Below are 11,756 nucleotides of genomic sequence, written 5' to 3'. Positions count from 1 at the left end.
GCCGCCCATTTCGCCCTTGGCAATGACAGCGCCGCCGAGCGCGTCATCCGCGACACCTCCACCGGCAACATCTTCGCCGCCCAGCTGAACGGCGCGCTGGCAAATGAGAGCGCCGCCGAGCGGTCGGTCAACAAGACGGCTGACGTGGCCACGAAAGCCTCCTCCGACGTGCTGCGCTTCTTCGCACTGAGCAACGACAGCGCCGCCGAGCGTATCGTGAAGTAACGTCCCCCCGCGGTCTTCTCCCTGGACCCAGAAGAAGCCCTCGCCTGAAAAGGCGGGGGCTTTTTTGCGTCTATGGCTCGTCCCAATATCGACGGCGCTCTTCCCAGATCTTCTCGCCGATGCGGCAATCGCTTGGATCACGGGCCAACGCCTGAACGGGAATCGCTGCGGCGGCGGGTGTTAGGCCAACCATCTCGAGCACCAGTTTGCGGCGCACCGCATCGGCGAAGTCGCCCCAATCAAGCACCGGAATGACAAACGCCCCCGGGCCACCAATCACGCAAGTGCGGTAGTAGATGTCGAGCCCGTCGAGATGCCAAGCGCGGCCAAGGCCCTCGTCGGTCATCAAGGGCAAGCCGTTGATCACGATACCCTTCGCGACCACGCTGTTGCGGGCCGTCTCGACGCCGCGACCTTGATTGTTTGGCCCGTCGCCAGAGATGTCGATCACCTGTCGCAGACCGTCGAAATCGTTTGTCTCAATCTGGCTCGCGCCGAACAAAAGCGCCTCGGAGATTGACGTGCGACGCAATGCGGGGTCGAACCACCAGTCCAGCTTGGAGGCGAAAGCATCCAGATCTTCTGCGGTTTCGATCAGGGTCCAGTCTACGACGACGCGCTGCGTGCCGGACCATTCGATATAGCTCATTGCCACGCGCTGCAGCAGCCCCGATTGCACGGCGCGCAGCACTTGGGGCGAGCGCAAGGCCTCGGCATAGCCGCGGCGTTGGATTTCCAGCTCGCGCTCGGTCATCGAGCGGGACGCGTCGACCATCAGCGCAAGCTCAAGGTCCACCTCAACGAGATCCGCGCGGGCGGGGTCAAGAGAGATCAGGCCGAAAGCGGCCATGAGAACCAAGGAACGCCACATAGGCCCCACGTTGTCCAAGATGGACGGCTGGGTCCAATCACTTCTTTTCAGAGAAGTCGGTCAGGGAAGTTCGGCGAGGATGGCTTTCGCGGCCTCGGACGGGTTCGGTGCTTGCCAAATCGGACGACCGACAACGATATGGTCGGCCCCTTCTGTGATTGCTTGGGCAGGGGTGGCGATGCGCTTTTGATCCCCCAGATCTGCGCCTGTCGGTCTCACGCCGGGGGTTACGATCAAGCGGCCTTTAGCTTCCGGCAACGCGCGGATTTTTGCGGCCTCTTGAGGAGAGGCGATAACACCATCGGCACCAGCTTCTAGCGCCTTCGCGGCGCGCTCCAGCGTGATGTCGTGGATATCGCCGGGCTTGATGCAGTTTGCATCAAGATCGGCGCGGTCGAGGGACGTCAAAATCGAGACGCCAAGTATTTTGAGCCTTGAGCCGGACGCCCCTTCCATCGCAGCGCGCACCACATGGGGGTCACCGTGGACCGTGAGGAAATCGAGGTCGAACTGCGCCAGTCCGCGCACCGCCGCCTCGATCGTCGCGCCGATATCAAAAAGCTTCATGTCGAGGAAAATGCGCTTGCCGTGCTCGTCCTTCAGCTCGTTGGCAAGCGCCAATCCGCCTCCAGTCAGCATGCCGAGGCCGATTTTGTAGAAATTCACCGATGCTCCCAACTTTCCCGCCAGATCGAGGCCGGCGAGGGCGTTCGGCACATCTAAGGCGACAATTAATCGATCATCGGGCATTGGGGTTCTCCAGTTATGGATTTGCCCCTAGCTGCCTGCCCGTGTCGCCTGCGTCAAGCGGCGTTGGGTATATCGCTCAGGCCCATCGCGTCCTTGAATTGGCGCACGAGATTGTCGAGGTGCAACAGCTTGCCTTCCTTCAGTGCAGGTGCGCGCGCGGTCAGGCGCGCCGTGCCTTTGGCGCGTCGTGCTTTGGCGCGGGCGACCAGCACCGTCGCGACGTGTTCAAATTCAGTTGTGATGGGGAGTGGGGCGGAGATAGGGACCTTGCGGGTCTCGCCGCCTTCGTGGAACACCACCAACGCCTCAAAGCTGCGGTTGGCGGCGTTATAGTTGAGGTTTTGCACCTCGGTGTGATAACTGCTCATATCACTCTCCTTATTATTTTCTTGCTAACTTACGTAGGGACTCGTTGGTTCCCTCGCCAACTCTCGTCGGTCACTGTTTGGTGAATCCCGCTGCAGAATTGTTTCAGAACCAAAGCTGCTGGAACCCCTGCGCCGCTGCCCACGTTCTCTTTCCAATCAACCCATTTTAGGAGACACGAACATGGCGAGCATGGATATCAAAGGCGAGCGCAACGCGCCGGGCAGATCAGTTTTTTGGATGATCATCGGCGCGGGTGTCGTGGCGGTCATCTTGCTGGCGGTGCTGCTGAATTTTGACGGCGGGAATGACGTACAAGGCGTATCGGAGACCGCGGTGAGCAACATGCCCGTGGGCGACCAGCCGGAGAGCGAGCCAATGGTGGCGTCCGACACCGGAGCGATCCCGGATCAAACCGGTGACACCGCCGCAGCCCCGAACAGCCAAGGCATGGCGTCCGACGAGGCGACGGTGCAAATCAATGACGATGCTGCTCAGAATTGAGCGATATTTTTGCAACAGGCGGTCTTGCGGCCGCCTGTTGCAGTTTCCATATCCCTAGAGAGGCCGGACCTATCGGGTGCCGCATAGCGGGCCCGCACAACCGGCGCTTGAGAGAGGAACGAGACCATGGATTTGGAAAAATTCACAGAGCGTGCGCGGGGCTTCATCCAGGCGGCGCAAACAATCGCAATGCGCGAGGATCACCAGCGCCTTGCCCCCGAACATCTGCTGAAAGCGATGATGGATGACGAGCAGGGCTTCGCATCCAATCTGATCACGCGCGCCGGTGGTGCGCCCACGCGCGTGCTGGAAGCCGTCGATCTGGCAATGGGCAAGATGCCAAAAGTCACCGGCACTGGCGGACAGGTCTACATGGACGGCCAGACCGCCAAGGTTCTGGGCGAGGCCGAGAAGCTGGCCAAGAAGGCTGGTGACAGTTTCGTCCCAGTGGAACGGTTGTTGTGCGCACTGGCGATGGTGAAGTCTCCTGCCAAGGACGCGCTTGATGCGGGCGGGGTGAGCGCACAGGGGCTGAACGCCGCGATCAATGACATCCGCAAGGGCCGGACCGCCGACAGCGCGAGTGCGGAAGAAGGCTACGATGCCCTGAAAAAATATGCGCGCGACCTGACGGAAGCGGCGCGTGAAGGCAAGATTGACCCGATCATCGGTCGCGACGAAGAAATCCGCCGCACGATGCAGGTTCTCAGCCGTCGCACGAAGAACAATCCGGTTCTGATAGGCGAGCCCGGCGTCGGTAAGACGGCCATTGCCGAAGGGCTTGCACTGCGTATTGTCGATGGCGATGTGCCGGAATCCCTGCGCAACAAGCAGCTGATGTCGCTCGACATGGGATCGCTGGTTGCGGGCGCGAAATATCGTGGTGAGTTCGAAGAACGTCTGAAAGCGATCCTGTCGGAAGTGACCTCTGCCGCTGGCGAGATCATCTTGTTCATCGACGAGATGCACACGCTGGTCGGCGCTGGCAAGGCCGACGGGGCGATGGACGCGTCCAACCTACTCAAACCCGCGCTGGCTCGGGGCGAGCTACATTGTGTGGGCGCCACGACGCTGGACGAATACCGCAAGCATGTCGAGAAAGACGCGGCCCTTGCCCGGCGCTTCCAGCCGGTCATGGTCGAGGAGCCGACCGAAGAGGACACGGTTTCGATACTGCGCGGCATTAAGGAAAAGTACGAGCTGCACCACGGTGTGCGCATTTCCGACAGTGCTCTGGTCGCGGCGGCTCAATTGTCGCATCGCTACATCACGGACCGGTTCCTGCCGGACAAGGCGATCGACCTCATGGACGAGGCCGCATCCCGGCTGCGCATGGAAGTCGACAGCAAGCCCGAAGAGCTGGACGCTTTGGATCGGCAAATTTTGCAGTTGCAGATCGAGGCGGCAGCACTTGAGAAGGAAGATGATGCCGCGTCGATGGACCGATTGGAGACGCTTCAAAAAGAGTTGGCCGATCTGCAGGAGAAATCCGGCGAGATGACGGCAACCTGGCAGGCAGAGCGCGACAAGCTTGAAGGCGCGCGTGACCTGAAAGAGAAGCTCGACCGCGCTCGCGCGGAGTTGGATATCGCGAAGCGTGAAGGCAACCTCGCCAAAGCGGGTGAGTTGTCCTACGGCGTGATCCCGGAGCTGGAAAAAAATCTTGCCGATGCCGAGAGCCGCGAAGAGACACAGATGGTCGAAGAGGCCGTCCGCCCCGAGCAGATCGCCTCAGTTGTGGAGCGGTGGACCGGTATCCCGACCTCCAAAATGCTGGAGGGCGAGCGCGAGAAGCTGCTGCGCATGGAAGAAGAGTTGGGCCAGCGTGTCATCGGGCAGCAAGGGCCGGTGCGGGCCGTGTCCAATGCCGTGCGCCGTGCCAGGGCTGGTCTGAACGACGAGAACCGTCCGCTGGGCTCGTTCCTGTTCCTTGGGCCAACTGGCGTGGGTAAAACCGAGCTGACAAAAGCCGTGGCCGAGTTCCTGTTCGACGACGACAGCGCAATGGTACGTATCGACATGTCGGAGTTCATGGAAAAGCACGCGGTGGCGCGTCTGATCGGCGCACCTCCGGGCTACGTGGGCTACGACGAAGGCGGCGTTCTCACCGAGGCCGTGCGTCGCAGACCGTACCAGGTTGTCCTGTTCGACGAGGTCGAGAAGGCGCATCCGGATGTGTTCAACGTGCTGCTGCAGGTGCTCGACGATGGTGTGCTGACTGACGGTCAGGGCCGCACGGTCGACTTCAAGCAGACGCTGATCATCCTGACGTCGAACCTTGGGGCGCAGGCTCTGTCTCAGCTTCCGGAAGGCGCTGATGCGTCTGAGGCCAAGCGCGATGTGATGGACGCCGTTCGGGCGCATTTCCGGCCCGAATTCCTGAACCGTCTGGATGAGACGATCATCTTCGATCGGCTCGCCCGCGACGACATGGCCGGGATCGTCGAGATCCAGCTGGCGCGGCTTGAGAAGCGTTTGGCGGGTCGCAAGATCAAGCTGGAGCTCAATGACGCCGCCAAGACATGGCTCGCTGACGAGGGCTACGATCCGGTCTTCGGCGCGCGTCCGTTGAAGCGCGTGATCCAGCGAGCCTTGCAGGATCAACTGGCCGAGATGATCTTGGCCGGCGATGTGAGCGACGGGGACGTGGTCACGATCAGTGCGGGCGCTGATGGGCTTTTGGTTGGTGACCGGGTGTCGGCATCCAACCGTCAGCCCCCAGAAGACGCGGTCGTCCACTGACCTGTCACACGCTGACGTAGAAAGTGCATTGCGCGCCAGGGCGTGATGCGATGAAAGGGCCGGAACATCAACGTTCCGGCCCTTTTGATATGCACAAGTTTGATCTGGTTATCTTCGATTGTGATGGCGTGCTGGTGGACAGTGAGCCGATCACCAACCGCCTGATGCAAGAGGACCTTGCGCGGCACGGGCTTGTGCTGTCGCTCGACGATGTTCTGGACCAGTTCGTCGGCGGGACCATGCGGGGCGTGATGGACAAGGCGAACGCGATGGGAGCGAACCTGCCAATAGGCTGGGTCGATCAGTTCTATGCACAGATGTTTGAGCGTCTTGCGGCGGAAGTTGAGGTCATCCCCGGCGCGCCTGCGGTGCTGGATGCCTTAGATGCGGCCGGGCTTCCCTATGCGGTGGGCTCGAACGGGCCGCATGCCAAGATGGATATCACTTTGCGGCGCACCGGACTGTTTGAGCGGCTTCAGGGGCGCGTTTATTCGCGAGAAGACGTGGCGCTCCCAAAACCCGCGCCGGACGTTTACTTAAAGGCTGCTGCGGATGCGGGAGTTGCACCGGATCGGTGCGCGGTGGTCGAGGACAGCCCAACGGGCGCTGCAGCCGGGAAGGCCGCAGGCATGACCGTGTTCGGCTTCGCAGCGGAGATGCCGCGCGCGCGCCTGTTGCCGATATGCGATCATGTCTTCGAAGATATGTTGGAATTGCCGGAGCTGTTGTCCGTCTAGGGTTGGAAGGCCGCTCGCACGGCCTTCCTCGTAGCCCCGAAGTGGGCTGTTGTTTTGTGACTTAGCCGCCGGTGGGCATGATCACTTTGTCGATGACGTGGATCACGCCGTTTGATGCCTCTACATCGGCGGACACGACCGTTGCGTCATTGACCATGACGCCGTTGTCGAGATCGATGGTGATCTCACCGCCTTGCACGGTTGCAGCGGTCATGTCGTCCGTCAAATCGGTCGACATCACTTTGCCTGCCACCACGTGGTAGGTCAGGATCGCTGTCAGCTGGTCTTTGTTCTCGGGCAGCAGCAGGCTTTCGACGGTGCCGTCTGGCAGAGCGGCGAAGGCTTCGTCGGTGGGGGCGAAGACCGTGAAGGGGCCTTCACTTTTCAGGGTGTCGACAAGGCCTGCGGCCGTTGCAGCGGCCAACAGGGTCTCGAAGCTGCCTGCGGCGGCGGCGGTGTCTACGATGTCCTTGGAATGGCCATCAGCAAAAGCGGGCGCGGCGAGGCTTGCGGCAGCGGTCAGCGCGAGAAAGGTTCTGCGGATCATGTTGTAAGTCTCCAGATGTTCGTTTTTGAAGACGCCCGTGATTGGGCATCGCAAAGGATACGCTCAAACCCTGCGGCAGGATGCTGCCGAGTGTGCAGATATTCAGATTGACGGAAGGCGCGGTTGGACTAAGCCAGCGCCGCTTTGCGTTTCCAATAAATCTTATGTCAGAACACGTTATCGATCCGGCTGAAAATGCCCGTCGGGGTTGCACCTTTCGGACGCTCTGACAGAGTGGCGAAAGTCATTTCAGGAGCATGAAAGATGTGGATGTTCGATTGGGCGGGCTGGGCGATCGAAATCATGGCGCTGGCCTTCCTCGTGGTTCTCGGCACGGCGGCGGCCATCGCAGTGGTTCTTTTCGTGATTGACCGCACCCAGACCGAGGACGCCATTCGGCGCAACTACCCCGTCATCGGGCGGTTTCGGCACCTGTTTAGCGAGTTGGGCGAGTTCTTCCGCCAGTACTTCTTCGCGATGGACCGCGAAGAGCTGCCTTTCAATCGGGCGCAGCGCAACTGGGTCAGCCGCGCATCCAGCGGGCAGGACAACACCGTCGCGTTCGGCTCGACCCGCAACACGTCGGTTGTGGGCACGCCTTTGTTCGTGAATGCGGCGTTCCCGCCGCTCGACAATCAGTTTTCGTCCTCCGAGCCGCTGGTTATCGGTCCGGACGCGCGTGAGCCCTACGAGGCGAAGTCCTTCTTCAACCTGTCGGGCATGTCCTACGGCGCCATATCCAAACCGGCAGTGCTGGCCTTGTCGAAAGGCGCCAAAGAGGCTGGCATCTGGATGAACACGGGCGAAGGCGGGCTGAGCCCGTTTCATCTGGAGGGCGGGGCCGACATCGTGTTCCAGATCGGCACGGCGAAGTACGGCGTGCGCAACAAGGACGGCTCGCTCAACGATGACAAGCTGCAAGAGGTGGCAAGCCACCCGCAGGTCAAGATGTTCGAGGTGAAGCTCGCCCAAGGGGCCAAGCCCGGAAAGGGCGGCATCCTGCCCGCGGCCAAGATCACCGCAGAGATCGCGGAAATTCGCGGGATCGAAGAGCACACGGACAGTATCTCGCCAAACCGCCATATCGAAATTTCGGACTTCGACGAGCTGTTGGATTTCATTGCCCATGTGCGCGATATCACCGGAAAACCCGTGGGGATCAAAACGGTGTATGGCTCAGAGGCACCGTTTCGCGAGCTGTTCGACCTGATCCTGCGGCGCGATGAGGCGCCGGACTTCATCACTTTGGACGGGGGTGAGGGGGGCACCGGGGCGTCGCCCCTGCCGCTCATGGATCTGGTCGGTGTGACGATCAAGGAAGCCTTGCCAGAGCTCGCCAACCTCTTGCGCGAATACGGGCTGAAGTCGCGCATTCGGCTGGTCGCCTCCGGCAAGCTGATGGTGCCGGGAGATGTGGCTTGGGCGCTTGCGGCGGGCGCGGATTTCGTCACCTCCGCGCGGGGCTTCATGTTCTCGCTGGGCTGCATTCAGGCCATGAAGTGCAACAAGAACACGTGCCCGACCGGCATCACCACCCATGACAAGAGGTTTCAGAAAGGCCTCGTGGTGGAGGACAAATTCAAGCGGGTCGCGCTTTACGCGAAGGGTATCGTCAAGGAGGTCGAGCTGATCGCCCATTCCGTCGGCGTGTCCGAGCCGCGACAGCTCCGCCGCGAGCACGTGCGCATTGTCCAGGACACGGGCAAGTCGGTGCCGATGGATGTTCTCTACCCGGTCAAACCAAAGGCGTGACCGGGCAATTCTTAAACGACTGATCAGGCTTCGGCCGGTTTGAAATCCAACGCGTAGCCATTGATGCAATGCAGGATCTTGCGCGACAGAAAGACATGATGGCCCAAGTGGCTGCCGCACCGGCGGCAGTGCACTTCGGGCACTGTCCCGGGCCCACCTGCCATGCCGCCATATTCGGGCACCGGGCCGTCTATGCCAAACAGCACCGCGTTGGGCACCGCGTGCTCAAAGAAGACCCAGCCCTTATCGAGGACAATTTTCCAGATGCCATCATAGCTGTGCAGGTCGCACCCTTTGCAATGATAGGCCCCCGGACGGGTCTCTTCCCAGAGCGGGCTGGATTTGGGCGGCTCGGTGCGGCCTTCGCGCAAGATGCCGTATTCGATCCCGCTGAGCTGCTCGCGCCATTCCTTTTCGGTACGCACGATCTCGAACTGGAATGTGTCGCCATGGCTCTCCGCGCGCGCCGGGGCCGCAAGGGTCAGGGCCGCAGCGCCGGATGTCGCAAAGAAGCCGCGCCGGGATAGGATGGGCGAAGTGTCTTTAGGCATGAAGTGTCCTCCTCTCATGTCAGGCTCAAACGAATGCGCTGTGCCGATATCCCACCGTAGCGCGGCTAAGCCTGCAAAAGGTCCAAAAAGTCATGCCATCCCCACAATGTGACCCGGCGTGTGCCGCGCGGCGCTGCCGATCTGCCGGTGTTCTTGGCAGAATTGCTGGACAGGCTGCGCTTGGCCCGCTGACGGTTTGCGCTATTGTGATGTGAAAGGCGGCGTCATGTCGCCGATCCAACAGTTTCGTGAGCAGCCCTCATTTGGTTTTGCGGAACCGCGTGGCTAGTCCATAGGTTAAGCACGCAAACGCAAGGAGCCTGTATTCTGATGGCAAAACGATTCCTCTCCGACCTGACCTGGGGCGATGTCACGCCCGAACATGTGTTCATGAACCGCCGCGCGTTCATGGCCGGCGCGACCGCACTGGCCGCAGGAGGGATCGCCGGGCAAGGCTTCGCATCTCAATACTCAACCGAGGAAGATCTCAACAGCTGGGAAGAGATCACCCAGTACAATAATTTCTATGAGTTCGGCACTGGCAAGTCCGACCCTGCCGAATATGCGGGCGCTCTGACGACAAGCCCGTGGTCGGTCGAGATCGACGGAATGGTCGACAAGCCGGGTGCTTACGACTTCAAAACGATCATGGACGCCATGACCATTGAGGAGCGCATCTACCGCTTCCGCTGTGTCGAGGCATGGTCGATGGTGATCCCGTGGAACGGGTTTGAGCTGGCCGATCTGTTGAACATGGCAGGCGTGCAGGACGGTGCGAAATATGTCGGGTTCGAGACATTGCTGCGCCCCGAAGAGATGTGGGGCCAGAAGCGCAACTTCATCCCGTGGCCCTACCGCGAGGGTCTGCGCCTTGACGAGGCGATGCATCCGCTGACCATTATGGCCACCGGCATCTACGGAAAAGACATTCCCAACCAGAACGGTGCGCCTCTGAGACTGGTTGTTCCGTGGAAATACGGCTTCAAATCCATCAAATCGGTCGTGAAGATTACGGTGACCGATACCCAGCCCGAAGCCAGTTGGAACATGATCAATCCGCGCGAATACGGGTTCTATAGTAATGTGAACCCCGAGGTGGATCATCCGCGTTGGTCTCAGGCCTCCGAACGGCGAGTAGGGGGCGGCTTACTGGCCAAACGCATCCCGACGCCTATGTTCAATGGATACGAAGAGCAGGTTGCATCGCTCTACGAAGGAATGGATTTGCGCGAGAACTTCTAATGTTGAAAGACCGCGGATTTCGTATTGGGCTGATCGGCTCTGTGGTGGCAGCGATTTGCTGCTTCACGCCCTTGCTGGTCATCACCCTCACGAGCCTTGGGTTAGGCGCTTATACTATTTGGATAGACCCGATCGTGGTGCCTGCGCTGATCGTATTTGGCGGAATCCTTGTCGCATCGGCCATCCGCGTTGCTCAGGCCCGGGCATGAGCCACCCCTTAACCCTGCCGGAGCGCGTTAATATCGTCCTACGCCCAATCCCAACTTGGTTAGTCTATCTGATCGGCGCTTTGCCCGGTCTCTATATCGTGGTCGGTATCGCGCTGGCCCTGACCGGGACCTACGATCTGTTCGGCAATCGATTGGGCATAGATCCGGCAAAGACGCTGGAGCACTGGCTGGGCGAGCTGTCATTGCAGTTCTTCATCGCGACCATGACGATCTCGATCCTGCGGGACAAGTTTCGACTGAAGCTGATCAAGTTCCGCAGGCCCTTGGGTCTTCTGACCTTCTTCTATGTGGTTCTGCACCTGAGTATTTGGGTTTGGCTCGACATGCAGTGGCGGTGGTCCGAGATGTGGGCCGATATCCTGAAACGGCCGTACATTACGATCGGTATGCTGGGCTTTGCCCTACTGATCCCGCTGGCGCTGACGTCCAACAATGCGTCGATACGCAAGATGGGCCCAATGGCGTGGCAGAAGCTGCACAAGCTGGCCTATCCAGCATTTCTGCTTGGCGCGATCCACTATGTTATGGTGCAAAAGGTCTGGGAGGTGGAGCCACTGATCTATCTCGCCATCGTCATCATCCTTCTTTCCCTCAGATGGCGAAGACTTCTGCCCCGCAGTTAAACCGGGCCCGCGATATGCGCCCATAGGAGACGATTATTATGAACAGACTTAATTTCGGCGCTTTCGCAGTATGTGCGGCCTTTGGTGCGTCGGCGGCTTTTGGGCAGACCCTCGACATCGAGAACATGAAAGTCAAAGGCAAGATGGAGCAGGTTTCGACCCATATGGGCTCCATGACAATCGAGCTGGGGGAGAACGCGCCGGAGATCGACGACCGCCTGATCTTCGAGCCATTCCAGATGAATGACGAACTGCAGCAGCGCACCGATCTTGTCTTCCTCATGCGGCATGGGCCGACGGATTGGAGCAAGCTCGACGTCAAGAACGTCGCCCCGACCGATTGCGCCAACCAGAGGATCATGAGCCCCGAGGGTCGCAAAGATATGGAGACCCTGGGACTGCTGTTAGGCTCGAACCTTTTGCTGCCCTCCAAGATCATCGTCAGCGAGTGGTGTCGCAACCAGCAGACGCTCGAGAGCCTGAATGTAGGCTTCGATCAGGTGGCCGATGATCTGAGCGAAGCCTTCGTGGTGGAAACCAATCCGGAGCTGAACCTGTTGCTGTCCTTGCAAGGAGCCGAGGATGTCGAAGAGCTGCGCCGGATCATCAGCGCATG

General features: G+C 60.2%; 14 protein-coding genes (1 of these 14 cut by a window edge). 9 read left to right on the top strand and 5 right to left on the bottom strand.

The features are described 5' to 3' along the window. Positions 1-225 (top strand): hypothetical protein (locus tag C8N43_RS19685; protein ID WP_158269875.1); only part of this gene is annotated, 225 nt, incomplete at its 5' end. A 70-nt stretch (positions 226-295) separates the two neighbouring features. On the opposite strand, the gene C8N43_RS18830 is transcribed toward C8N43_RS19685, so the two are convergent. Genes C8N43_RS18830 through C8N43_RS18820 form a run of 3 tightly spaced genes read right to left on the bottom strand, consistent with a single transcriptional unit; the run spans position 296 to position 2,214 of the window. After that, the gene (locus C8N43_RS18830) at positions 296-1,096 is read right to left on the bottom strand and encodes a DUF1194 domain-containing protein (RefSeq protein ID WP_170114435.1); all 801 of its coding nucleotides are present in this window, start codon (positions 1,094-1,096) and stop codon (positions 296-298) included. A gap of 60 nt (positions 1,097-1,156) precedes the next feature. Continuing rightward, positions 1,157-1,846 carry an orotidine-5'-phosphate decarboxylase gene (gene pyrF, locus C8N43_RS18825; RefSeq protein WP_107847255.1) on the bottom strand — a complete coding sequence of 230 codons (690 nt, stop codon included), beginning with the start codon at positions 1,844-1,846 and terminating at the stop codon, positions 1,157-1,159. A gap of 53 nt (positions 1,847-1,899) precedes the next feature. Beyond that, positions 1,900-2,214: a hypothetical protein gene (locus tag C8N43_RS18820; RefSeq protein ID WP_107847254.1), complete on the bottom strand. Its 315-nt coding sequence runs from the start codon at positions 2,212-2,214 to the stop codon at positions 1,900-1,902. A gap of 181 nt (positions 2,215-2,395) precedes the next feature. Here C8N43_RS18820 and C8N43_RS18815 point away from each other — a divergent pair, with 181 nt between their 5' ends. From C8N43_RS18815 to C8N43_RS18805, 3 genes are all read left to right on the top strand, one after another. Further along, positions 2,396-2,716, top strand: coding sequence for a hypothetical protein (locus C8N43_RS18815; RefSeq protein WP_107847253.1), 321 nt, complete (start codon positions 2,396-2,398; stop codon positions 2,714-2,716). Positions 2,717-2,842: 126 nt separating this feature from the next. Next, entirely contained in the window at positions 2,843-5,458 is a 2,616-nt protein-coding gene (gene clpB, locus C8N43_RS18810) for an ATP-dependent chaperone ClpB (RefSeq protein WP_107847252.1), read from the top strand. A gap of 89 nt (positions 5,459-5,547) precedes the next feature. Then, a complete protein-coding gene (locus tag C8N43_RS18805; RefSeq protein WP_107847401.1) occupies positions 5,548-6,195 on the top strand; it encodes an HAD family hydrolase in 648 nt (215 codons plus the stop codon). 61 nt (positions 6,196-6,256) lie between these two features. Here C8N43_RS18805 and C8N43_RS18800 read toward each other — a convergent pair whose 3' ends face one another. After that, positions 6,257-6,742 (bottom strand): fasciclin domain-containing protein, encoded by a 486-nt coding sequence (locus tag C8N43_RS18800; RefSeq protein ID WP_107847251.1) that lies wholly within the window; start codon positions 6,740-6,742, stop codon positions 6,257-6,259. A 264-nt stretch (positions 6,743-7,006) separates the two neighbouring features. Here C8N43_RS18800 and C8N43_RS18795 point away from each other — a divergent pair, with 264 nt between their 5' ends. After that, positions 7,007-8,494: an FMN-binding glutamate synthase family protein gene (locus C8N43_RS18795; RefSeq protein WP_107847250.1), complete on the top strand. Its 1,488-nt coding sequence runs from the start codon at positions 7,007-7,009 to the stop codon at positions 8,492-8,494. A 23-nt stretch (positions 8,495-8,517) separates the two neighbouring features. Here C8N43_RS18795 and C8N43_RS18790 read toward each other — a convergent pair whose 3' ends face one another. Next, positions 8,518-9,045: a peptide-methionine (R)-S-oxide reductase gene (locus C8N43_RS18790; RefSeq protein ID WP_158270021.1), complete on the bottom strand. Its 528-nt coding sequence runs from the start codon at positions 9,043-9,045 to the stop codon at positions 8,518-8,520. Positions 9,046-9,375: 330 nt separating this feature from the next. Between C8N43_RS18790 and msrP the strand changes: the two genes are divergently transcribed. The 4 genes in view from msrP to C8N43_RS18770 are tightly spaced (at most 38 nt apart) and all read left to right on the top strand, a layout consistent with a single transcriptional unit that may run on beyond the window. Beyond that, entirely contained in the window at positions 9,376-10,287 is a 912-nt protein-coding gene (gene msrP / locus C8N43_RS18785; RefSeq protein WP_107847248.1) for a protein-methionine-sulfoxide reductase catalytic subunit MsrP, read from the top strand. Beyond that, positions 10,287-10,496, top strand: coding sequence for a mercury resistance system transport protein MerF (gene merF / locus C8N43_RS18780; RefSeq protein WP_107847247.1), 210 nt, complete (start codon positions 10,287-10,289; stop codon positions 10,494-10,496). Before msrP ends, merF begins: the two co-directional genes overlap by 1 nt. Further along, positions 10,493-11,140: a protein-methionine-sulfoxide reductase heme-binding subunit MsrQ gene (gene msrQ / locus C8N43_RS18775; RefSeq protein WP_107847246.1), complete on the top strand. Its 648-nt coding sequence runs from the start codon at positions 10,493-10,495 to the stop codon at positions 11,138-11,140. The genes merF and msrQ overlap by 4 nt, the downstream gene beginning before the upstream one ends. A gap of 38 nt (positions 11,141-11,178) precedes the next feature. Continuing rightward, positions 11,179-11,756 carry the 5' portion of a histidine phosphatase family protein gene (locus C8N43_RS18770; RefSeq protein ID WP_107847245.1) on the top strand. The gene runs 199 nt beyond the window's last position, so the window shows 578 of its 777 coding nt (coding positions 1-578); the start codon lies at positions 11,179-11,181; the stop codon falls past the right edge of the window.

Source organism: Litoreibacter ponti (assembly GCF_003054285.1).
Taxonomy (GTDB): domain Bacteria; phylum Pseudomonadota; class Alphaproteobacteria; order Rhodobacterales; family Rhodobacteraceae; genus Litoreibacter; species Litoreibacter ponti.
Note: the sequence above shows the minus strand (reverse complement) of the source record. Positions and strands in the feature narration are given on the sequence as shown.